At 63.7% G+C, this 22,898-nt stretch carries 20 protein-coding genes and 1 pseudogene; 8 read left to right on the plus strand and 13 right to left on the minus strand.

Annotation, left to right across the window (positions count from 1 at the left end; translation table 11 throughout):
• Positions 1-38: 38 nt before the first annotated feature.
• The 6 genes from AC0L27_RS04010 to AC0L27_RS04035 form a co-directional block, all read right to left on the minus strand.
• Entirely contained in the window at positions 39-1,043 is a 1,005-nt protein-coding gene (locus AC0L27_RS04010; RefSeq protein ID WP_354203627.1) for a 4-hydroxythreonine-4-phosphate dehydrogenase PdxA, read from the minus strand.
• Positions 1,040-2,590: a tripartite tricarboxylate transporter permease gene (locus AC0L27_RS04015; RefSeq protein WP_354054729.1), complete on the minus strand. Its 1,551-nt coding sequence runs from the start codon at positions 2,588-2,590 to the stop codon at positions 1,040-1,042. The genes AC0L27_RS04010 and AC0L27_RS04015 overlap by 4 nt, the downstream gene beginning before the upstream one ends.
• A gap of 11 nt (positions 2,591-2,601) precedes the next feature.
• Positions 2,602-3,084, minus strand: coding sequence for a tripartite tricarboxylate transporter TctB family protein (locus AC0L27_RS04020; protein WP_473317965.1), 483 nt, complete (start codon positions 3,082-3,084; stop codon positions 2,602-2,604).
• A gap of 246 nt (positions 3,085-3,330) precedes the next feature.
• Positions 3,331-4,323: a Bug family tripartite tricarboxylate transporter substrate binding protein gene (locus tag AC0L27_RS04025; RefSeq protein WP_354203632.1), complete on the minus strand. Its 993-nt coding sequence runs from the start codon at positions 4,321-4,323 to the stop codon at positions 3,331-3,333.
• Positions 4,324-4,370: 47 nt separating this feature from the next.
• The gene (locus AC0L27_RS04030) at positions 4,371-5,630 is read right to left on the minus strand and encodes a CaiB/BaiF CoA transferase family protein (RefSeq protein WP_354203634.1); all 1,260 of its coding nucleotides are present in this window, start codon (positions 5,628-5,630) and stop codon (positions 4,371-4,373) included.
• Between the two features lie 8 nt (positions 5,631-5,638).
• On the minus strand, positions 5,639-6,433 hold the full coding sequence (locus AC0L27_RS04035; RefSeq protein ID WP_354203636.1) for an enoyl-CoA hydratase/isomerase family protein: 795 nt from the start codon (positions 6,431-6,433) through the stop codon (positions 5,639-5,641).
• Between the two features lie 116 nt (positions 6,434-6,549).
• On the opposite strand from AC0L27_RS04035, the gene AC0L27_RS04040 reads away from it, so the two are divergent.
• The 6 genes from AC0L27_RS04040 to AC0L27_RS04065 all read left to right on the plus strand — a co-directional run bounded on the left by AC0L27_RS04040 (position 6,550) and on the right by AC0L27_RS04065 (position 10,535).
• A complete protein-coding gene (locus AC0L27_RS04040; RefSeq protein ID WP_354203638.1) occupies positions 6,550-7,215 on the plus strand; it encodes a GntR family transcriptional regulator in 666 nt (221 codons plus the stop codon).
• Positions 7,216-7,401: 186 nt separating this feature from the next.
• Positions 7,402-8,373 (plus strand): MBL fold metallo-hydrolase, encoded by a 972-nt coding sequence (locus tag AC0L27_RS04045; protein ID WP_275171967.1) that lies wholly within the window; start codon positions 7,402-7,404, stop codon positions 8,371-8,373.
• Between the two features lie 211 nt (positions 8,374-8,584).
• Positions 8,585-10,000 carry an L-lactate MFS transporter gene (locus AC0L27_RS04050; protein WP_354203640.1) on the plus strand — a complete coding sequence of 472 codons (1,416 nt, stop codon included), beginning with the start codon at positions 8,585-8,587 and terminating at the stop codon, positions 9,998-10,000.
• Between the two features lie 26 nt (positions 10,001-10,026).
• Entirely contained in the window at positions 10,027-10,182 is a 156-nt protein-coding gene (locus tag AC0L27_RS04055) for a hypothetical protein (protein WP_275171965.1), read from the plus strand.
• Positions 10,183-10,189: 7 nt separating this feature from the next.
• A complete protein-coding gene (locus tag AC0L27_RS04060; RefSeq protein WP_275171964.1) occupies positions 10,190-10,315 on the plus strand; it encodes an MFS transporter small subunit in 126 nt (41 codons plus the stop codon).
• A 10-nt stretch (positions 10,316-10,325) separates the two neighbouring features.
• Complete coding sequence (locus AC0L27_RS04065; RefSeq protein WP_354203643.1) at positions 10,326-10,535, plus strand: hypothetical protein; 210 nt, start codon at positions 10,326-10,328, stop codon at positions 10,533-10,535.
• 27 nt (positions 10,536-10,562) lie between these two features.
• Here AC0L27_RS04065 and AC0L27_RS04070 read toward each other — a convergent pair whose 3' ends face one another.
• From AC0L27_RS04070 to AC0L27_RS04085, 4 genes and pseudogenes are all read right to left on the minus strand, one after another.
• Positions 10,563-11,456 (minus strand): LysR family transcriptional regulator, encoded by an 894-nt coding sequence (locus AC0L27_RS04070; RefSeq protein ID WP_354203645.1) that lies wholly within the window; start codon positions 11,454-11,456, stop codon positions 10,563-10,565.
• 72 nt (positions 11,457-11,528) lie between these two features.
• Positions 11,529-11,684, minus strand: a pseudogene (locus AC0L27_RS04075) (haloacid dehalogenase type II); the annotation flags it as partial.
• Positions 11,685-11,736: 52 nt separating this feature from the next.
• Positions 11,737-14,886: an ATP-binding protein gene (locus tag AC0L27_RS04080; protein WP_354203647.1), complete on the minus strand. Its 3,150-nt coding sequence runs from the start codon at positions 14,884-14,886 to the stop codon at positions 11,737-11,739.
• Between the two features lie 216 nt (positions 14,887-15,102).
• A complete protein-coding gene (locus tag AC0L27_RS04085) occupies positions 15,103-16,467 on the minus strand; it encodes an FAD-binding protein (RefSeq protein ID WP_354203649.1) in 1,365 nt (454 codons plus the stop codon).
• A 328-nt stretch (positions 16,468-16,795) separates the two neighbouring features.
• Between AC0L27_RS04085 and AC0L27_RS04090 the strand changes: the two genes are divergently transcribed.
• Both AC0L27_RS04090 and AC0L27_RS04095 read left to right on the plus strand, forming a co-directional pair.
• Positions 16,796-18,616: a peroxidase family protein gene (locus tag AC0L27_RS04090; RefSeq protein ID WP_473317966.1), complete on the plus strand. Its 1,821-nt coding sequence runs from the start codon at positions 16,796-16,798 to the stop codon at positions 18,614-18,616.
• Between the two features lie 2 nt (positions 18,617-18,618).
• Positions 18,619-19,563, plus strand: a complete 945-nt coding sequence (locus AC0L27_RS04095) for a hypothetical protein (RefSeq protein ID WP_354203653.1) — start codon at positions 18,619-18,621, stop codon at positions 19,561-19,563.
• On the opposite strand, the gene AC0L27_RS04100 is transcribed toward AC0L27_RS04095, so the two are convergent.
• The 3 genes from AC0L27_RS04100 to AC0L27_RS04110 form a co-directional block, all read right to left on the minus strand.
• The gene (locus AC0L27_RS04100) at positions 19,560-20,279 is read right to left on the minus strand and encodes a haloacid dehalogenase type II (protein WP_354054757.1); all 720 of its coding nucleotides are present in this window, start codon (positions 20,277-20,279) and stop codon (positions 19,560-19,562) included. The two genes, AC0L27_RS04095 and AC0L27_RS04100, sit on opposite strands and share 4 nt — an antisense overlap.
• A 139-nt stretch (positions 20,280-20,418) precedes the next feature.
• Positions 20,419-21,420, minus strand: a complete 1,002-nt coding sequence (glpX, locus tag AC0L27_RS04105; protein WP_354054759.1) for a class II fructose-bisphosphatase — start codon at positions 21,418-21,420, stop codon at positions 20,419-20,421.
• Positions 21,421-21,558: 138 nt separating this feature from the next.
• The gene (locus tag AC0L27_RS04110) at positions 21,559-22,875 is read right to left on the minus strand and encodes a homoserine dehydrogenase (protein ID WP_354203656.1); all 1,317 of its coding nucleotides are present in this window, start codon (positions 22,873-22,875) and stop codon (positions 21,559-21,561) included.
• Between the last annotated feature and the right edge of the window lie 23 nt (positions 22,876-22,898).

Raw genomic sequence — 22,898 nt, forward strand, 5'->3', positions numbered from 1 at the left:
GCAGACACAAGCAGGCGCCCACCTCCCCGTCGGAGAAATCAGGCGACGCGACGCACGGCCATCTCCGCGGCGAGCAACACCGCGGCGCGGCTGGCACCGACTGATGCAATGCCTTGGCCGGCGATGTCGTAGGCAGTGCCGTGGGCGGGCGTGCAGATCGGGAACGGAAAGCCGCCGAGCAACGTTACGCCGCGATCAAAACCCATCAGCTTCATCGCGATCTGGCCTTGGTCGTGATACATGGTCAGCACCGCATCGAAGGTCCCACCCTTGGCGCGCAGGAACACGGTGTCGGCGGGAAACGGTCCCTCCACGACGATGCCATCGCGCTGGCCGGCTGCGACTACCGGCGCAATAACATCGATCTCCTCGCGGCCGAAATTTCCGCCGTCGCCGGCATGCGGGTTGAGACCGGCGACCGCGATGCGCGGCCGGGCGAAGCCGGCATTGCGCATGCAGGCATCAGTCAGCTTGAGCGCGCGATGAATACGTTCGCCGGACAACAGCGCGGCGACGTCCTTGAGCGGGATGTGGGACGTCACGCGGGCGTTCCAGAGCCGGTCCAGCACATTGAATTCGCTTGCGGGAGTTTTGAGTCCGACCACTTCCGCCGAGAACGCGATCTCGTCGTCATACTCGGCGCGAGCCAGCCGCATCGCCTGCTTGTTGAACGGCGTAAAGCAGACGGCATCGACCCGGCTGTCACGGCCGAGTTCGAGCGCGTGCTTGTAGTTGGCAAGCGCGAACCTGCCGCCGGCTAGGCTCGCAATGCCCTGCCTGATGTCGCCGGGATCGAGGTGGCCGAGATCGACGAACAGCGTCTCGCCCACCGCCTCGCGCAGATCGGCCCCCTGCTCCACCATTGTCAGCTCCGGCTTGACGCCGGCAATGCGCGCGCCTTCGTCGAAGATGCGGCGGTCGCCGATCACGACGATCCGGCTGCGGGCGCGGATGTCGTCCTGCACGACCAGCTTTGCGGTCAGCTCCGGACTGACGCCGGCAGGATCTCCCATTGCCAATGCAATGAGGGGCTTTGCGGTCATATGGTCACCTTCTCTCGAGCGGTCTCTTGGGCCGTTGTCTCGGTCGCGGCAGATGCGGGTTTGCGCCAGAGACGCGGCAGCTGCAGCACGAGCGGAAGCAGCAACAGCGCGATGCCGGCCAGGATCAGGCACGTCACCAGCTTGTTGGCGAAGAAGATTCCGAGCGATCCCTTGGACATTAGCATCGACTGCCGGAACGCGTCCTCGGCCTTGTCGCCGATGACGATCGCGAGCACGAGCGGCGCCAGCGGATAGAACAGCTTCTTGAAGAGATAGCCGACGATGCCGAAGCCGAGCATCATGACGACGTCGAGATAGGAGTTCGACACCGAATAGGCGCCGACGACGCAGATGATCACGATCAGGGGTGCGATGATCACGAAGGGAATCCGCATCAGTGCCGCGAACACCGGGACGGTCAACAGCACCAGCACGACGGCGACGATGTTGCCGACATACATCGAGGCGATCAGGCCCCAGACAAAGTCCTTCTGGTCGACGAACAGCATCGGTCCGGGATTGAGACCCCAGATCATCAGCCCGCCCATCATGACGGCCGCGGTGGCCGAACCGGGAATGCCGAGCGAGAGCATGGGCAGAAGCGCGCTGGTGCCTGCGGCATGATCGGCCGTCTCCGGCGAGATGATGCCTTCGACCTCTCCGGTGCCGAAGTATCGGCCACGGCGCGAGAAGCGTCGGGCGATGCCGTAGCTCATAAAGGACGCCGCTGTCGGGCCGCCCGGCGTGATGCCCATCCAGCATCCGATGGCAGCGCTGCGCAGCAGCGCAACACTGTGCCGCGGCAGGCGGCCGATCGCGCGAAACACCTCGCGCCACTCGATCTTCGACGAGACCGCGCGGGCATGAAACTCCTCTTCGACGGCCACGAGCAGCTCGCCGATGCCGAACAGGCCCATCACCGCGACGACGAAGTTGACGCCCTTGACCAGCTCGTCGACACCCATCGTGAGGCGCACGCTGCCGGAGACGGTGTCGATGCCGATAGCCGCGATCGCAAAGCCGATCGCCAGCGCGACGATGGTCTTGATCGGCGCCGACCCGCCCATGCCGACGAAGCTGGCGAAGGCCAGGAAATAGACCGCAAAATATTCCGCCGGCCCGAAGGCGAGTGCGACCTGCGCCACCCATGATGCGAGGAAGGTGATCAGGATGACGCCGATCAGCGCGCCGAACGCCGCCGAGCCGAAGGCGGTGGCGAGCGCCGTCGTCGGCCGTCCGTCGCGGGCCATCGGATAGCCGTCGAAGGTGGTGGCGACAGACGACGGCTCGCCCGGAATGTTGAACAGGATCGAGGTCACGGACCCCCCGAACAACGCGCCCCAATACATGCTGGAGAGCAGGATGATGGCAGAGACCGGCTGCATGCCGAAGGTCAGCGGCAGCAGCAGCGACACCCCGTTCGGAGCACCCAGCCCAGGCAGCACGCCGACGAGAATGCCGAGCAGCACGCCGATCACCATCAGCGCCAGATGCGGCAGCGTGATCGCGATGCTGAAGCCGTGAAGGAGTTCCCCAAGATTGTCCATCGGCCTCTCCGTCAGAAGCCGAATGCCGCGGCGAGCGCGCCGTGCGGCAAGCTCACCTGGAACATGCGCTCGAACACGACATAGAGCGCGAGCGCTGTCGCCGCCGCCATGCCAAGCGCGCGCGGCACGGATTGTCGTCTGGGGATCGCCAGCACCGCGAAGATGTACAAGGCTGAGGCGACGTACATCCCGGCCAGCGGGATCGCAGCCACGAAAATCGCGGCCGGCACGAACAGGCCGGCAAGCCAGCGCAGCTCGATCGGCGTGATGGCAATTGGGACGCTGGCGAGCGTCGCGGCCGGCACGACACCTCGAACCAGGTTGTAGAGGCTCCCGAGTACGATGATGATCCCGGTCAGGAACGGAAACGTCCCGGCCTCCACACCCGCGCTCGACCAGCCGATACCGTTATCGAGGCTGGAGACGACGACGGTCACACCGAAGCTGCCGGTGAGGACGGCGGTCGCAAATTCGAGAGCGCGGCGCGATATCATGGCGGGACACCTTTGAAGGCAGGGCTATCGCATGTGACAGCGGAGAAGCTGCCGCACGCGCTCGGCCTGCATGGTTTGAGACGCCCGCTTTGGCGGGCTCCTCACCATGAGGATCTGATTTCTCGCCGCAACACGGGACGTCATCCTGAGGACCCGCCGCAGGCGGGCGTCTCGAAGGATGGCCGCAAATCCCTTGGCCGCCGCGTTTTTCGTCATATGCGCTTGCCCTGCCTTGAGGACCTCGCCTCACTTGACCAACCAGCCCTGCTCGCCCGCGACCTGCTTGACGTGCTCGAGGTCCTCCTTGATGAACTTGTCGAACTCGGCGCCGGTCAGGAAGGTGTCGACCTGGGAGGTCTTCTCGATGTAGTCCTTCCAGTCCGGGGTCGCCTGCACCTTCTTCATCAGGTCGACATAGAACGCGGCCTGGTCCGGCGTGACCTTGCCGGGGAGCCACACTGTCCGCGGCTGCTCATACTGCTTGATGTCGAGGCCCTGCTCGACGCAGGTCGGAACGTCGCCCCAGCCTTCGGTCGCGGTGACTTTGGCGCCCTGCGGCAGCCGCTTCGGGCTGAAAACGCAAAGCGGCCGTTGCGTTCCACCGCGCCATTGCCCGAGACTCTCGCTGGGATTGTTGACGTGGGAGTCGAGGTGTCCGCCGGCCAGCTGCACGGCGGTCTCAGCGCCGCTCTTGAAAGGGATGTAGGTCAGCTTGATGTGGCCGGCCTTCTCGATCATGCGGGTCAGCACCTCGTCGGTGTCCTTTGACTGCGCGCCGCCCATCTTGAATTCGCCTGATGCTGCGGCCTTCAGGTAGTCGCCCGCCGTCTTGTAGGGCGCGTCCTGCTTGACCCAGAGCAGGAACTCGTCCTGCGCCATCGCCGCGATCGCAGTGAGATCGGTGTAGTTGAAGGCAACCTTGGAGACGAGCGGCTGCTGCCAGGCATTCGACGTGCCGAAGATCACCTTGTAGGGATCGCCGGCGGATGCCTTGCCGTAGACATAGCCTTCCGCGCCGCTGCCGCCGCCCTTGTTGACGACGACGATCGGTTGCTCCACCAGCTTGTGCTTGATGATGATGTTCTGCACGGCGCGCGCGAGATTGTCGGTGCCGCCGCCGGGCCCGGCGGTCGCCACGAACTCGATCGGCTTTTGCGGCTGCCAGGCGCTGAGCGCCGGCATCGTACCGGCGAGCACGGTTGCGGCGGCGGAGAGCAGAAGTGTTGACGTCCGACCCATGATTTCCTCCAGCTGATTTTTTGTCTCTTGTTGTTTTCGACGTCCGGTCAGGCGACGCGTTCCTCGCGTCTTCCTGATGCCAGGACGATTGCGCCTTCTTGTTCGAGCGCTTCGATCTGCTTCTGGTCGAACCCGTGCTCGACCAGCACCTCGCTTGTATGCTCACCGTAGACCGGGGCGCCCGTGCGGACTTTGCCTGGGGTCTCCGAAAACTTGACCGGCAAGCCGATCGTCTTCACGGGACCGAGCGTGGAATGCTCGACCTCGACGACCATCTCGCGCGCCAGCGTCTGCGGATCGCGAAGCGCCTCCAGCATGTCGTGCACGGGTCCGCACGGCACGCCCTTCTCGTCTAGTGCCGCCAGCCAGTGCGCCCGCGTGCGGGTGCGGAAGCGCGCGCTCAGGACGGCTTCGAGCTCCTTCAGATTGGCCATGCGGTCGGCGCCGTTGATGAAACGCGGATCGGCAGCGAGCTCGCTCGCGCCCAGGGCCTCCAGCATCAACAGCCAGTGCTTCTTGTTGGCGCCGCCGACCACCAGCCAGCCGTCCGAGGCCTCGAAGGCCTGATAGGGTGCGTTGAGCGGATGGGCCGAGCCCATGGCGCGCGGTGCGGTACCCGCAGCCAGCGCGATGGTCGACTGCCAGTAGGTCTGCACTAGCGCGGCCTCATAGAGCGAGGTCTCGACCCACTGCCCTTCGCCGGTCTTGAGACGGTGCGTGTAGGCCGCGAGGATGCCCATGCTCGCCAGCAGGCCGGCGGTGATGTCGGACAGCGGCGGGCCGCATTTCACGGGCGGACCATCGGGACGTTCGCCGGTAAAGCTCATGATGCCGCTCATGGCCTGGGCGACCAGATCGAAGCCGCGGCGGTGCTTGTAGGGTCCGGTGCGGCCGAAGCCCGACAGCGAGCAATAGATCAGCGTTGGATGCTGCTTGTGCAGGTCTTCGTAGCCGAAGCCGAGGCGCTCCATGGCGCCCGGCGCAAAGTTCTCGACCAGCACATCCGCGCCCGCGATCAGCCGCCGCAACACTTGCTTGCCGCCATCGGTCTTCAGATCGAGCACGATGCCGCGCTTGTTGCGGTTCATCATCAGGAACGAGGCCGCCTCGTCGCCAATCTTCGGCGGCACCGAATGGCGGGTGTCGTCACCGTTCGGCGATTTCTCGATCTTGATCACGTCGGCGCCCATGTCGGCCAGCATCAAGGTGCAGGTCGGCCCCGCCATGACATGGGTGAGATCGATGACCTTGAGGCCGGCGAGCGGCCCCGAATGGCGCGAGGTTGATTGCGAGCGATCGCTTTGCATCGGGCGTCCTATTGGCCGCGCCATTGCGGCGCGCGCTTGGTGAGGAAAGCATCGAGCCCTTCGCGAAAATCCTGGCTCGTGTAGCACATCAGGATGAGGTCTTCGCCCTCGTCCGCCGTCAGCGGCCTTTGCAGGCGCGCCACTGCCTGCTTGGTCGCATTCAGCGTCAGCGGCGCGTGGCTGGCGAGCAATCGGGCAACCTCGTCCGCGCGCCTGTCGAGCGCGGCGAGATCCTCGACGACCTCGCCGAGCAGCCCGACACTGGCAGCCTCCGTCGCGTCGACGAGGCGCGCGGTGAAGATCAGATCCTTGACGCGGGCGGCGCCGATCAGCGCGGTGAGACGACTGACATTGGACATCGACAGGCAATTGCCGAGCGTGCGGGCAATGGGAAAGCCGATTTTCGCGCTTTGGGTACCAATGCGGAGGTCGCAGGCCGCGGCGATGCCCGCGCCGCCGCCGGTGCAGAACCCGTTGATCGCCGCGATCGTCGGCACGCGGCACTGCTCGAGCGTGGTCAGGACCCGATCGATGCGGCTCTCGTAGTCGATCGCGTCCTGCGGCGACTTGAAATCGCGGAACTGGTTGATGTCGGTGCCCGCGGCAAACGCCTTGTCGCCGGCCCCGCGCAGCACCAGCACCTTGATCGCGTGATCGTGGTTGATCTCCTCGCAGATCGCAGCGAGCCGCTCGTACATCGCGAAGGTGAAGGCGTTGCGGGCCTGCGGGCGGTTGAAGGTGATCCGCCCGATACCGTCCTGGCGCTCGAAAACGAGGTCTTCCGCCCCCACCTGCTGGTCCATTTCCTCATGTCCTTCTGTTTTTTACATTTTTGAATGCAAAATTACCGGTTTACAAGATGGAACTTGCAATCTTTCACGTATAGCTCCATTTTTGCATTCAAATGGACTTCAGACCCATGCTCCATGAGGAAGTCGTCGGCCGCATCCGGGCCATCCTGCTCGACGGCGAAATCCCGCCGGGCGCGCGGATTCCCGAGCGCGAGCTGTGCGAGCGGCTTCAGATATCGCGCACGCCGCTACGCGAGGCGCTCAAGGTGCTCGCCGCCGAAGGGCTCGTGCAGCTCCTGCCCCACCGCGGCTCGCGCGCGGCGAAACTGACCGACAAGGACATGCGCGACCTGTTCGAGGTCTGCCAGGGCCTCGAGGCGCTCGCCGGCGAGCTCGCCTGCGAACGCATCACCGATGCCGAGATCGACGCGATCGCCGCGGTGCACGCGAACATGGTGCGGCACTATCGCGAGCGCGATCTGATCCAGTACTATCGCGGCAACCGCGCCATTCACGAAGCCATCGTCGCTGCGGCCGGAAACCCGGTGCTGGCGGGGCTGTATACGTCCGTGACTGCGCGCATCCGCCGCGCGCGTTATGTCACGCCGATGACGCCCGAGCGATGGGCGGTCGCCGTGCAGGAGCACGATGCCATCCTGAACGCACTGCAGAGGCGGGACGGCGTCGGCCTCGCCCATATCCTGCGCGCGCATCTGCGCCATAAGCGCGAAGAGGTTTTGCAGGCAGGCTTTGCCGAAACGGAGCGCACTGACTTGGTGCCGAGGATTGCGTGAGACGGCATTCGCGACGAAGAAACTTGCGGTCCCGCTACAACGCGCAGTCAAGAGACACAATCGCGACACAATCATTGACTGCATTCGGCCGTACGATCCGATCGTGCTGACGCGAGGCGATCGGCGCAGGCCGAATGTAACGCGCAAACAATTGCGCAAAACAAAAGACAAAAGCGGAGGAAACGCATGACAATCGATGTCTCACGTCGGTCCTTGTTGGCCCTTGGGGCCGGCCTTGGAGCCAGCGCAATGCTCGGCAGCAGCGCGATGGCGCGCGCTCCCAAGCTCGGCACCCAGACGCCCTACTGGCACCGCTTCGTTCTCGGCGATGCCGAAGTCACCATCGTCTCCGACGGACCGCTTCCGCTCGGCGATCCCTCCGGCACCTTCACCGGCGTTCCCAAGGAAGAGGTGAAGAAGATGCTGGCAGACAATTTCCTGTCGCCGGACAATGTCGTGCTCGAACAGAACTCGCCGATCGTCAACACCGGCGACAAGCTGATCCTGTTCGATACGGGCATGGGCAGCTCGAAGATGTTCGGCGCTACCACTGGGCGGCAACAGAAGAGCATGACCGAGGCCGGCATCAAGCCCGGGGACATCGATGCGGTGGTCTGTTCGCATGCCCATATCGACCACATCGGGGGCATCGTGGACGACGGCGGCAAGCCGCTGTTTCCGAACGCGCAGATCTACATCTCGCAGACCGATTTCGACTTCTGGACCGACGAAGGCAAGCTCGGCAGCGACGCCAAGGATTTCGTCGTTCACGCCCGCAAGAACCTGCTGCCGGTGCGCGACCGCATCGTGTTCTTCAAGGACGGCCAGGAATTCCTGCCAGGCGTGCAGGCGATCGCGGCGCCCGGCCATACCGTCGGCCATACCATCTTCATGGTCTCGTCCGCCGGCAAGTCCTTCGCCTTCATGGGCGACCTCTCGCACCATTCGGTGCTGCTGCTGGAGCGGCCGCGAATGGAATTCTCCTACGACACCGATCCGAAGCAGGCGGCCGAGTCACGCGTCAAGCTGCTGACCATGCTCGCCGCAAACAAGGTGCCGGTGATGTCGTATCACTTCGCCTGGCCGGGCTATGGCCATGTCGCCAAGGCCGGCGAAGGCTTCCATTATTATCCCGAACCGATGCAGATGACTTTGTAGGTCGTCAAAGTCCGGGCAGCGCCTGCCGCCCGGACTTTTTGCTTCCCGTCCCAATGCGCCCACTTCGCCTTTTGGTATCTAAGATTCCGATTTAATCAGCCGATATTATTCGTTTGTCAAAATCGCCCTCCTGCGTAGCTTAGGCAACGCGGCTATCGCCCGCAGCCCGAACGGCCGCCACCAAGAATGGCGAAGCGCGAGGAGGATGAAGATGACGACGACGCTCGACGCATCGGGACTGCCTGCACGCTCGCTACTGCGGTTCCTCGATCGAGAGCATACGATCGCAAGGCCGGGCTATAGCCGATGGATGGTGCCGCCCGCGGCGCTTTGCGTGCACCTCTGTATCGGGCAGGCCTACGCCTTCAGCGTCTTCAACCTGCCGATGACCAAGCTGATCGGCGTCACGCAATCGGCGCCCGGCGACTGGAAACTGACCGAGCTCGGCTGGATCTTTTCCATTGCGATGGTGTTCCTCGGACTGTCGGCCGCGGTGTTCGGACGCTGGGTCGAGGAAGGCGGCCCGCGGCGCGCGATGTTCACCGCCGGCGTCGCCTGGGCGAGCGCGTTCCTGATCTCGGCACTCGGCGTCTATCTCCACAATCTCTGGATCATCTATCTCGGCTACGGCGTCGTCGGCGGCTGTGCACTTGGCATCGGCTACATCTCGCCGGTTTCGACGCTGATGAAGTGGTTCCCTGACCGGCCAGGCATGGCGACGGGCATGGCGATCATGGGCTTTGGCGGCGGCGCACTGATCGCCTCCCCCTTCTCGGTCTGGCTGATGAGCAAGTTCGCCAGCGCGACCGACGTCGGCGTGCTCGGCGCCTTCATCACGCTCGGCTGCGTCTATTTCGTCTTCATGATGGTCGGCTCCGCAATCGTGCGCGTGCCTGCGCCGGGCTGGAAGCCGGAAGGTTACGTGCCGCCTACAACCGCGACCAAGCTGATGACCAAGAACGACGTGTTCGTCTACCAGGCGATCAAGACGCCGCAGTTCTGGCTGATCTGGATCGTGCTGTTCTGCAACACCACGGCCGGCATCGGCGTGCTCGGCCAGGCCTCGGCGATGAGCCAGGAGATGTTCCCGGGACAAATCACCGCGGTCGCGGCCGCGGGTCTCGTCGGCCTGATGAGCCTGTTCAACATGGGCGGACGCTTCAGCTGGGCTTCGTTGTCCGACTTCATCGGACGCAAGAACACCTATTTCGTCTACATGGTGCTCGGCTTCGCGCTTTACGTCACGGTGCCCTATGCCGGCGCGAGCGGCAATGTCGTGCTGTTCGTGCTGTGCTTCCTGATCATCGTCAGCATGTATGGCGGCGGATTTTCCACGGTGCCAGCCTATCTGCGCGACATGTTCGGCACCCGCTACGTCGGAGCCATCCACGGCATCCTGCTCACGGCCTGGTCGATGGCCGGCATCGCCGGGCCGGTGCTGATCAACTACATCCGCGAATACAACGTCACCCACGGCGTGCCGAAGGCGCAGGCCTACAACACCACCATGTACATCATGGCCGGACTGCTCGTGGTCGGCTTCCTCGCCAACCTCTGCGTCCGTGCCGTCGACAAGCGCCATCACATGAAAGACGACAACGCAGGTCTCGAGCCCGCGCGCGCTTGAGCCGCGGCGGAACAGAAGGAGCGACCATGACAACGACATCGCGAAGCGAAGCGTCATTCTCCCAGTTGCTGCTGAGCTGGATCACCTATCGGGTGTCCCAGATGGCGGCGATCAAGCCGTCCCATCGCGCCAGCGAGATCGCTGCCGCCGCCGCGGCGAGCAACAACCCCTCGGGAGCGTGACATTATCATGCATCATGCCCAGACCGTAAAAACCACGCCGCTGCAATTGGCACTGGCCTGGAGCTTCGCAGGCATCCCCTTGCTTGCCGGTGTCATCCAGACCCTGCTCAACGCGATGAAGCTGTTCCAGTAGGCACGACCCCATGCGCTCGACGGACAGGCCCGCAACGCGCGTCGGCGGCGCGCGGCAATTGATCGCCGATGAGGGCTTTACCTTCTGCATGCTTGCCGCGGTGATCGCCGCTGCGGTTCTTGCATTCGGCTTCGATGCGACCCCGGACACCGTCGTCGCCATGCTTGCGATCGGCGCGGTGACGGCCGTTGCCGAAACCCGCTTGCACCGCCGGCGCTAGGACCGTCCCGCCGCTGCGAACCTGATGTCAGCGGCCTTTGCGCGCGCTCCGCGCCGGCGTTTCCATCACGCGCCGCGCTTGCTCGGCGGCGAGCTCGCGCATGATCGCGATCGCGCTCTGTACATGGTCGTCCGACTGGTCGACCGAATAGACGACATAGGCCGGCATGGAGAACTTCGGCGCGCCGGCCACCAGGTGCAGGTGCCGCGCCTTCAGCAGCGGTTCGACGATCCGGTGCGCGAAGTAGCCGGAGCCGCCGTTTGCCAGAACATGCTGAAGTCCGAGCCAGCCGATATTGGCGGTCAGCGCGGGCCCCGCAAAATTGGGGAAGACAGCGCTGTGGCGGGCATAGAACTCCGGTCCCCAGTCGACATAGACGTAACCTTCCTGCGGCTCGGGGGCGCTTTTGGGATTGGTCGAGACCAGCACCAGCTGCTCCTCGATCAGCAGCTCGACTTTCAGGCCGGGCCGACTTTGCGGCGTGTACATCACGCCGATGTCGATGCGGCCTTCGACCAGCCCCTGCATCAACTCGGGCTCGAGCGCGCTCTCGGCGCGGATGGAGATTTGCGGATTGGCCTCCTGCATGCGCGGCAGCCAGAGCAGCAGAAACTCCTCCCACAGCCCGATGCGGCCGCCAACCACCAACGCCCCGCTAAAGCCCTTGGGAACGCCGACGTCATGCCGGGCCTGCTCGACGGTGCGCACCAGGGTCGAGGCGTGGCGCTGGAATTGGCGCCCGGCTGCCGTCAATGCTGCGCCGGCCTTGTTGCGCACGAACAGCGTGCAGCCGAGCAGTTCTTCGAGGCTCTGGATCCGCGTGCTGACGGTGGACTGGCTGACGTGAAGCCGCTCGGCGGCCGTAATGAAATTGCCCGTCGCGACCACCGTCAGGAATGTACGCGCAAGCTCGGTATCCAAGGGCGGCCTCACATCGACATCGTCGATATGAAAGGCGCTCTCTTGAGGGATGTCAAACCGTAGAAAGGCTGCCTAGCACCCGAGCTTGTCGGCGATTCCGCCAAAATCCTTGGCGACGATGTCCCAATTGCCCGTGGCCTCGAAATCGACCTTCTTGAGCGGACCGTATTCGGTCGGCCGCGCCACGAAGGCGGTCAACCCGATCTTCTGCGCGGCGGCGATATCGCCGATGCCGACCGTCTCGCCGGCCGATGTCCTGATCGACCCCGGGTCTGAGCTATCAGCGCGACCGCTCCTGGAGGGAGCGCAACAGCCTGCTGGCCTCCGGACGATCACCACCGTCAGGCTGACCGACAAAAAATTGCAGTTCGTGATGCAGGAGCGTCCGGGCGCGCTCGGTCTCTCCTTTGGCGGCGAGCAGGCGCGCAAGACCCTCCGCGGCACGCAGGCCAAATCCGTGCTGGCCACGACGCTTGGCAAGCGCGAGCGCCAGCTCGAAGTTCCGCTCGGCCAGCGAAGTGTCGTTGATCTGCGCATGTGCGGCAAATCGCCCTTCGATACGCAGGCACTCGGCCTCGTACCAGTAGTTGCCGCCCCGCCCGAAGACGTTGCGCACCTGATCGAGACAACGCCGTGCGTCTGCCAGACGGTCGGCGCGGACATAGGCCTCTGCCAACCAGCAGAGATAAGTGGGCAGCCAATAGACGAGGTGCGCCGTCTGCAGGAAATCGCGCTGCTTCTCAAGCAGATCGATGCCTTCCGTGAGGCGGCCGCTTTCAACGTCGGCCCAACCGAGAAATGTCCGTGCCACCGAGACCCAGAGCGGCAGCTCCCGTCTGATCGCCCCATCGAGCGTCCGCTGGGCGAGCTCCCGCACCGTCGGCACGTCCCGCTCCAGCGTGTAGAGCATGCAGGCGTGGGCATAGGCGTAACCGAGGGTATGGGCATGCGACAATTGGTGCGCGTGTCGAAGTGCCTCTCGGCCGTGCGTGACCGCGTCGGCAACTCGGCCCACCAGCCAGTAGCAGATGCACAGGTTGGACAGGCTCGTGATCTGCACGTCGGTGCCGTATGTCACGGCCGTCGCTCGGTCGGCGGCAGCATCGTAGAGTTTGGCGGCCCGATCGAGATGGACGCACGCCTGCTCGGTCTCCCCGTCGAGCAGCGACGTGCCGAGCAGCCGGTGGCCCACCATCCGATCGGCCCTCGTTCCCTTTTGCTCGGCGAGCGTCAGAAAATCCCGCGCCAGCGTGCCGGCCTCCCGCACGTTGCTTGCAACACGCAAATAAGACCATCTTGCGTACAGCGCCGGAAAGATGCGCGGATCGTTGTCGAGGGCACGGCAGAGCTCGATGGCGCGGCTGCTGACGTCAGCGACCGCATCGGCGCCGAATCCCTGCAGCGCGATCGTGGGCCCGATCAGCGCGATCTGGGCGTTCAGCTCCAGATTGTCCCGTTCAAGTCCCGCCGGAAGCTTCCTGATCTCCTCCAGCGCCATGTTGAGCTCGGCGACCGCTTCCAGATTAGCCGAACGTTGTGCTGCCTGCTGGGCCGCCTTGAGCCGCATCTGTGCCGCGCGGGAGGTGCGCCCGGCCTCGGACAGGTGCTGCGCAAGATAGCCGGGTTCGGTGATGGCAACCTCCGGCAGATGGAGCTCGATCTCCGCAGCCACGCGGTCGTGAAGCTCTCGTCTCTGCCGTTTGAGAAGCGAATAATAGGCAACGTCCCGGACCAGCGCATGCTTGAAGGAGTAGACCTTTTCGTCGTCGTTGCGCTCAAATCCTATCAGCCCAGACGCTCGCAGCCGCTCGAGAGCCGGTTCGAGGCTATCTTGAAGCTCGCCGGCGACGGCAGCAAGAAGCCGATGCGGAAAGCTTCGGCCAATCACCGACGCGAGCTGCGCGACGGCCTTGGCATTGCCGAGGCGCTCGAGACGCAGCATCAGGGAGTCGTAGAGCGCCGACGGCACTTCTGAAGGTCCGCTGGCGCCAGCCGTTCGGACGCCCGGATCGACCTGGCCCGTTTCGAGGGCCGCCGCCGCCAGCTCCTCCACGAACAGCGGCACACCGTCCGATCGCGCCACAATCTGCTGTATCAGCTGACTTGATAGCTGTTTGTCGCGCACGACCGATCCGGCAAGATGGCGGCAGTGCTCATCGTCGAGACGCTGAAGCGCTATACGCAGGATCGTCGGCGACACGTCACCAAGCACGGATGCCCGGCTGGTGACCACTAGGAGATTCCGCGTACCGGCGATCTGGCCGGCAATTCGCTCGACGATCTCGATTGTTGATGGATCGGCCCAGTGAAAATCCTCAATCAGGATCAAGCTGGCTTCGCCGCGCGTTTGCGAGATCAACAGCCGCACCGCCGCATCACGCGTCTTTCGACGCTGCTCCTGCGCGTCGGGAATGATCGCGCCTGACGCCGCCGGCACCGCCAAGCCGAGCATCTGGCCGATCAGCGTCAACTGCTCCTCGTCGCCGCCGGACGTCGCGGCCACGAAATCATGCAGACGCGCCGAATTCGCGTCGGCGTCTCCATCCCTGCCGATGCCGATGCGCTGCTCGAGTGCCCTGATGATCGGGTAAAGCGGCGTGCTCTGATGCGGGGCGGAGGCTTGGATCGCCAGAATCAGGTCGTCCGGCAGCGCGGCCCTTTCGATCAGCTCCAATGCCAGGCGCGATTTTCCGATCCCGGACTCCCCAGTGATCTCCACCGTACGCCCCTGCCCGGTCCGCGCCAGCTCCCACGCTTGCAGCAGCTGGCCCATTTCAGCGACCCTGCCCACCAGGCGCGAGGCATTGCGACGGCGTGCACGATGGCCAGCGCCATCTTCCAACGCCTCGCCCATGACGAGAAAGACCTCGACTTTTCGCGACAGTCCCTTGAGCGAACGCATACCGAGCGGTTGCATGGCGAATTTGCCGCGGAGGAGACGCCTGGTCTCACCGCTGATCACCAGCGAATTGGGCTCGCCCATCTCCAGCAACCGGAATGCGATGTTGGGCGTATCGCCGACGATCTCGGTTGCATCGTGCACATGGCCCGGCCTTGCCTTGCCGATCACCGCTACGCCCGTATGGACCCCGATCCGAACGCGCAGCGGTTCCCGGATCTCCGCGATCGCGCGCTCACTCAGTTCGTGGAGTGCCCGCAACAACACCAGGCCGGCACGGACCGCGCTCTCGGCTTCGTTCTCAGATGCGAGCGGATAGCCGAATTCCGCACGAATGCCGTCGCCGATATAGTTGACGACGCTGCCCCCGGCATTGCTGATGCATCGCGAGCTTATCGCCTGGAACTCCAGCAGGATCTCTCGCAAATCCTCCATGTCACAGCGCTCGGACAGGCCTGTTGAGTCGACCACGTCGCAGAACAGGACTGTCAGCTGGCGGCGTTCGGTTGCTCTGTCGTGAGGGTCGTCCATCACTCATCCCGAAATTCTGAAGCATGTTGCCCGGTTCGACGTCACGGCTCGACTTGGCTCCGCTCCTCTTTCGAAAGTGTGACGCAGATTGGCCATTGCCTCGGCAGAAGTCCACGACACGTTACGCGAGTAATTGGTCAATCCCACTGCCTCAATCGTGCGAGCCCGCAGCTACTGCCGGCTTGTCAGCCTCGGTCAAACCGCTGGACTCGATCCTCACGGACTCAGCAGATCGGCAAAGAACGGATTCAGCATTCGTCCTCGCGGATCTTCCCTTCTCACATGCGCCGAGAAGTCGATCCATCTTGTCCCGTACGCTGCCTCGACGTGGTCCCTGGTGATGAATGGACTCTGGTTCAACAGGGGAATGCCGCCCCTCTTGCTCGCAAATTCATTGAACGCCTTCAAAAACCCGTCCCAAGCCGGCCGGTCCGTATAAGCGTGGATGGGGTCGACCGAAAACACGTCTCCGTCATGCGAGTAGGACAGCAACGAGTGCTCATCCTTCCGGATGAAATAGGAGCCGAGCGCCATGTTGCAGCGGAAGTCATGGTCCTTGAAATATTTTTCGCTGAAGTCCACGTAATCGCGCAGCACATGCAGCCATTCAGAGCGCGGAAATGCCCAGAACGTAAACGCATATCGCGCCGACGGCCGCGTATTGCTGTAGTCGATCGTCTTATCGGGATTGTATAAGGTCGCTCCGCCGATCAGGTGCAAGAACGACATCAACAGCCGGTTGCCAATGAACCACGTGTCGAGCAACGCATCCCTGAGAGGCTTGGTCGGGATGCTGCTGTCGATGAATCTGCCGACGCGGGCTTCCGCAAAATTCCAGAGGTTACGGCGGCTGGCGGCGAACAGCGATCCCAACGGTCCGATCCTGTCGATGGGACGTCGCGTCTGGAAGTACGCCTTTCGTCCGACCGTCCAACAGATCAGGCCTCGCGACGCATCGATGATCCCGTCCACTTCCTTCTCGGTCAGTTCGCCGATCCGGCGCGGCAAATATCTGAAGTGGATCGCTTCCAGCGGCTTGATGCGAAACGTCACCTCGTAGATGACGCCGCACAGGCCGTAACTGGAGCGCATCAGGTACATCAGATGCGGGTCCTTCTCCTCCGATGCTTCCGCCAGCCCGCCGCTGGGCGTCACCCATTTCATCGCTGTGATGTACGAGCCGACCTGTCCGAACTCGCCGCCGTCCAGGCCGTCCTTGGTGTGGCAGCAGGCCGCCGCACCGAGCGTCATGTTCCCGATCTCGATATTGGTCAGAAACTGGAGGTTCATCGCCCGCAATAGCCGCGATGCAGCAATGAACTGGAGACCGGCCTCGGCCGTGAACGTCATGCTGTGTGGATCGATCTTGTGGATGCGGCTCATCCCGGACATGTCGATGATCGTCCCGTCCGAGGACGCGCAAGGCGTCAAGGAATGATAGCTGCCCATCGCCCGAACAGGGCTTGGGTAGCGGTCGGCATCCCTGAGGATTGATTGAATCTCGTCGACGGAGCGCGGTGACCCCAATTGCGCGGGCGAGCTTGTGATCCCGCCGTCGTAATTGCGAACCATATTGCCCATCTGCGTCACCCCCTTGACGGCGAAACACGCAACTTAGGATGGCTTTTCGGTCTTGCCGGCGCCGGTGCCGGCCTGGTTCTCACGAGATTGAAGCGCTTTGTCGCGCAGCTTCGCCGCGCTCACGCAAATTCAGCCGGGTCGCCCGATGCACCCACGTGCTGTACGCTATCCTATCCGACCAAACATTTGGTCGACAGGGAAAATTGCATGCCCGGGCGACCGCAACCGCCGGAAAGCCGCGTTGGCAAACGGCCATTTTGGTGCTATTGAACTGCATTTACTAGTTGCAAATTGAGTTTATTTCACGCCATCGAGTTTGGGAGCGTCAATGTCCCGCGAGAACGATGGTTTTGCCTTCCATCGTGACCTGCTCCAGGCGGTCCTGGATGTTGTCTATCGGGCCATCAACTTCCTTGTCAGATGGGACCACCTGCCGACCCTGCTCGGAGCTGCCAATCTTTCGGTGTTCCGCGACCGGCTGCGCGAGCACAACCTCCACCATACCGGCTATGGCGCGACGTCGCCTGGCTGGAGCACCGGCAATGACCGGTGGCGTTCCGCTGACGGCTCGTTCAACAGCCTCGACCATCCGCGCATGGGCATGGCGGGCGCCCGGTTCGGACGCAATTTCCCGCTGCCGGAATGCGTGCCGGACGGCGTAGACGATCTGCTCGAACCCAGTCCGCGCGAAATTTCGACGGAATTGCTGGCGCGGGACCAATTTATTCCCGCGACCAGCCTCAATCTGCTGGCCGCCGCCTGGATCCAGTTCGAAACGCATAATTGGTTCAGCCATGGGGTGCCCGAGCCGGGAAACGAGTTCAAAATCCCGCTGAAAGCGGGCGACCAATGGCCCAAGAAGGAGCGGCTCGACGACTGCATGAAGATCCGTCGCACGGTTTGCGACGAGACATCGCGTGAGTCATGGCTCGGCGCCACACCGACATTTCGCAATTTCAACTCGCACTGGTGGGACGCCGGGCAGATCTACGGCAGCGATCGCGCGAGGCAGATGAAGATCCGATCCGGGGTCGATGGGAAGATCAGGGTCGGCGATGATGGGATGCTCCCAGCCGATCCAATCCATCCGGGTGCCGATCTCACCGGCTTCAATGACAATTGGTGGGTCGGGCTCAGCCTGCTCCACAATCTCTTCGCGCGTGAGCACAATTACATCTGCGATGGCTTGAAGACCCGGTATCCGGCCTGGAATGACGAAGAACTATTCCAGCGTGCGCGCCTGATCAACGCGGCCCTGATCGCCAAGATCCACACCGTCGAATGGACGCCAGGCATCCTCGGCCATCCTGCGCTGGATTTCAGCATGCACGCCAACTGGTCGGGGATACCATACCGGGTGCTGCGCGCAGTGCTCGGCAAGAACAGCGAGGCCGCCTATGGCATCATCGGCTCTCCGACGGACCAGCACAGCGCGCCCTACGCGATGACCGAGGAATTCACCGCTGTCTACCGCCTGCACCCGTTGCTCCCGGACAAGATGGATGTGCGGCGGCTCGATACCACAGAGCCAAAATCTTGCGACTTGGTCAACATGCAGGGACGCGTCTCCCGCGAGTTCATGCAGTCTCACGGCTTCGCCAACCTGATGTACTCCTTCGGCACCGCTCATCCCGGCGCCATTCGCCTCCACAATTATCCCAACTTCCTGCGCCAGTTCACGAAAGACGGCCAGCCGCTGCTGGACGTGGCCGCGATCGATATCATGCGTGATCGCGAGCGCGGCGTGCCGCGCTACAATCGTTTCCGCGAGCTGGTCGGCAAGAAGCGCGTCAAGACATTCGAGGAAATCACCAGCATCCCCGGTGCCGCCAAGAAGATGCGCACGATCTACAAGGGCGACGTCGACCGCGTTGATCTGATGGTGGGGCTGTTAGCCGAGGACCTGCCGGACGGCTTTGGCTTCAGCGATACCGCTTTCCGCATCTTCATCCTGATGGCATCGCGGCGTCTCAAGAGCGACCGCTTTTTCACCGACGACTACCGGCCGGAAGTTTACACCGACTTCGGTCTGGACTGGATCAACCACAACGGAATGAAATCGGTCCTGCTGCGGCATGTGCCGCAGCTCGGGGCGGCGCTCGAGGGCGTCAACAACGCTTTTGCCCCCTGGAATGTGCTGCGAGGCTAGTCATGGCCCTCATCATCACCATTCCGGGCCTCGTTCGTCTTGCCCTCGTGCGCGATCCGGACGAACTGCTCCGCGTCAACGATGCGGGCGTGGTCGCGCGCTCGCTGTCCGGCCGCGGCGGTCTGTTCAATCGCTCGATCGCGGCAAAGCTCGCGGTTTTCCGCACACGTGATGGTGACATCTGGCCGGCGTTTCGCGACCGGCGCGATGCATTCCGCGCGGCGCATCAGGCGGCGCTCGAATCCGCACTTTCGGATGTCGAGCCGCTGTTGCAGCGGATCGCGCCGGAGATCACCGAACTCGGCAATTACATCCGCGACGGGCACGCACATCGCAGCATGGGCGTCGCTGTTCAGCAAGCGATAGGCCGGCTCTTCTTCGCCGACTATGTTGCTAGCGAGGAGTCCTACGCCGCCGCGCGCACGTTGCAGGCCTGGCTGTCGGCCTGGCCGCTGCGTGCATACTGGATCAGGCGCAGCGGCGCGTTGAAGGCTGCGCTCGATCGAATTGAGGCAGCCTCGCGCGGCGACATGGCTTGCGCGCATGCAACTGCGCTTGCGATGGACAACATCGTAAAGTCGATCGATCTGATGCGCGAGCTGGTGCTTCGCGGCGACAATCTGGCGAAGATCGAACCGCAGGATGCACTGCTTCGCACGCTGCGCGCGCCCGCACGCGTGATCCGCGAAGTGCGCGATGGAGACTGCGTTGGTTTGATCCGGCTGCGGTCACGGACGTTGGTGCTGCTAGCAGTCGAAGACGCCCGCCAGCAACGTGCCTCCGACCCGGGATTCGCATTCTTTGCCGATGCGTGGAATCGTTGCCCCGCGCACAGCATTGTCCCCGCGTTGCTCATCGAGGTCTGGCAGGCGGCAAGGACCAACAAGAAGCACAGCGCGACGGGAACGCCGCCGCAAGGTGGAGTGACAACGTCGCGGCCGGCCTAGCACTTGAGCTTGTCGGCGATTCCGCCAAAATCCTTGGCGACGATGTCCCAATTGCCGGTGGCCTCGAAATCGACTTTCTGGAGCGGACCGTATTCGGTCGGCCGCGCCACGAAGGCCGTCTTCAGCCCGTTCTTCTGCGCGGCGGCAAGGTCGCCGTTATGGGCTGCGACCATCATCACCTCTTCCGGCTTGAGGCACAGCAGGCGCGCGGCGCCGAGATAGGTTTCGGGATCGGGCTTGTAGTGCTCGAACAGCTCGGCCGACATGATGAGGTCCCAGGGAAGCCCTGCGAACTTCGCCATGTTGGTGAGCAGCGCGACATTGCCGTTCGACAGCGGCGAGATCACGAATTTCGTCTTCAGCCGCGTCAGGCCCGCGACGCTGTCGGGCCAAGGGTTCAGGCGGTGCCAACCCTTGGTGAGGTGATCGAGATCGGCTTCGGTCAGGCCTGAAATCGAAAATTGCGCGACCAGCTTTTCCAGCGAGCGGCGATGCAGATCATCCAACATGACATAGCCGCGCTCGGGATGTTTGCGCACGTCATCCATCGAGGCCATGTACATGCCGCGCCAGCCGTCGACCAAGGCGGTCCAGTCGGCGGAGATCCCGCGGCCCTTCGCCCACCACATGAAGTCCGTGATCAGGCTGGTGCGCCAGTCGACGACGGTGCCGAACACGTCGAACACCAGGGCTTTGACGGCGGTGAGGTCTGACACTGGCGCTTCCCTTGATTATTCTTGTTGTCATTCCGGGGCGACGGCGCAGCATCAAGCCCGGAATCCATTTCACCGCGGATACTGCCGTCCGATAAATTCCGGGCTCTCGCTTTGCGAGCCCCCGGAATGACGGAGAACATCAATCCAGGTGGAATTTCGCCAGCTCGCGGTGCTCGGCCTTGATGTAGCGCACGGTGCCGGTGACGGAACGCATCACCACCGTCTCGGTCTCGATCACGCCGTCCTTGCGGAATTTAACGCCTGACAGCAGCGAGCCCGTGGTGACGCCGGTGGCCGCGAACAGGCAGTCGCCGCGCGCCATGTCCTCGATGCCGTAGATCATCTTGGGATCGTTGACGCCCATCTTGGCCGCGCGTTCGCGCTTCTCGTCGGAGTCCAGGATGAGACGGCACTGCATCTGGCCGCCGATGCAGCGCAGCGCAACGGCTGCGAGCACGCCTTCGGGTGCGCCGCCGGTGCCGAGATACATGTCGACGCCGGTGTTGTCAGGGTCGGCGCAGTGGATCACGCCGGCGACGTCGCCGTCGGTGATGAGGCGCACGGCGGCACCGGTCGAGCGCACGCTCTCGATAATGCTGGCATGGCGCGGACGGTCGAGCACGAGAACGGTGATGCCGTCCGGCTTGACCCCCTTGGCCTTGGCGAGGCGGCGGACGTTTTCGGCCGGTGTCGCATCGAGCTCGACGACGCCCTTGTCATAGCCGGGACCGATTGCGAGCTTCTGCATGTAGACGTCGGGGGCGTGCAACAGCGTGCCGCCGTCGGCCATCGCCATGGTGGCGATCGAGCCCGGCATGTTCTTGGCGCACAGCGTGGTGCCTTCGAGCGGATCGACCGCGATGTCGACCTGCGGGCCGGCGTTCATGCCGACCTTCTCGCCGATGAAGAGCATCGGCGCCTCGTCGCGCTCGCCCTCGCCGATGACGATGGTGCCCTCGATCGGGAGCTTGTTGAGCTCGCGCCGCATCGCGTCCACCGCGGCCTGGTCGGCCGCCTTCTCGTTGCCGTGCCCGCGCAGACGCGCCGAAGACACCGCCGCCCGCTCCGTCACACGCACGATCTCCAGCGTGAGAATGCGCTCGAGCAATGCATGCGGCGGGACTGAAATATGGGTCGACATCGGCTCACTCCTTCGAAACAGTTTTGGACGGACATCTCCGCCGCATCAACTCGTAACACCCACAGTTCGTTCGAACCGTGTCTTATTCTTGGAGCATGACCTTTCCGGAAAACCGCTTCACACTTTTCCGGGACATGCTCAGTTCTTCTCGATCCTGATGACCTGCGGCCGTCCGCTGATCACCTTGTCCTTCTGCACGGCCGCGAGCGCGCGGCGCACGGCGTCCTCGTGCGTGGCATAGGTGATGAGGATGACGGGCACCGGTACCGCCTTGCCGTCTGCCGGCGCAGCGCCGCCATTGGGATGGCGCTGCACGATCGACTCGATCGAAATCTTCTGCTCCGCAAGCCGCGTCGCGATCGCAGCCGCGGTGCCCGGGAAATCGCGTGCCAGAAGGCGGATGTAGTAGCCGCCCTCGTGGCGCTCCATCGGCGCCTTCTTGGTATCGCGCAGCTGCGAAATCGGCCGGCCGAACGGATTGGCGCGAATGCCGCGCGCGACATCGGCGATGTCGGCGACGACGGCGGATGCGGTCGCAGCGCCGCCGGCACCGGGGCCCACCAGCGTGATCGGCGGGATGCCCTCGCCATCGATCGTGACCGCATTGGTGACACCCATCACCTGTGCGATCGATGAGGATTTCGGAACCATGGTCGGATGCACGCGCTGCTCGATGCCCTTGGCGGTACGAACGGCGACGCCGAGGAGCTTGAGCCGGTAACCGAGATCGTCAGCGGCACGGAGATCTTCCGGCGCGATGGAGGAGATACCTTCGACATACACCGCGCTTTGAGCAACTTTCGTGCCGAAAGCGAGGCTGGCGAGAATGGCGAGCTTTTGCGCGGTATCGTGGCCGTCGACGTCGAATGACGGATTGGCCTCGGCATAGCCGAGCCGTTGCGCGTCCTTCAGGCACTCGGCGAAGGACAGGCCCTCCTGCTCCATCCGGGTCAGGATGTAATTGCAGGTGCCGTTGAGGATGCCGTAGACCCGGTTGATGCCGGTTCCGGCGAGACCTTCGCGTAACGTCTTGATGACAGGGATCGCAGCGCCGACGGCTGCCTCGAAATTCAGCGCGCCGCCGTGCTTTTCGGCGGCCTTGGCCAGCTTGAGGCCGTGCTTTGCCAGCAACGCCTTGTTGGCGGTGACGACGGATTTGCCGGCACCAAGCGCGGCCTCGACTGCCGCCAGCGCGGGATCGCCGGAGCCGCCCATCAGCTCGACGAAGCAGTCGATGCCGGGATGCGTGGCGAGGGTAAGCGGATCCTTGACCCATTCGATGCCGCGCAGATCGACGGCGCGCTTCTTGGCCTTCGAGCGGGCGGTGACGGCGACGACGCGGATGCCGCGGCCGCTGCGGCCGGCAAGCACGCGCGCCTGCGTTTCGATCAGACGGACAACTTCGGCGCCCACGGTGCCGAGCCCCGCTATGCCCACTTTCAGGGGTGCAACCATGATGCCTTGGAAAACCTGCGGAA

The organism is Bradyrhizobium sp. Ken51, from assembly GCF_055807435.1.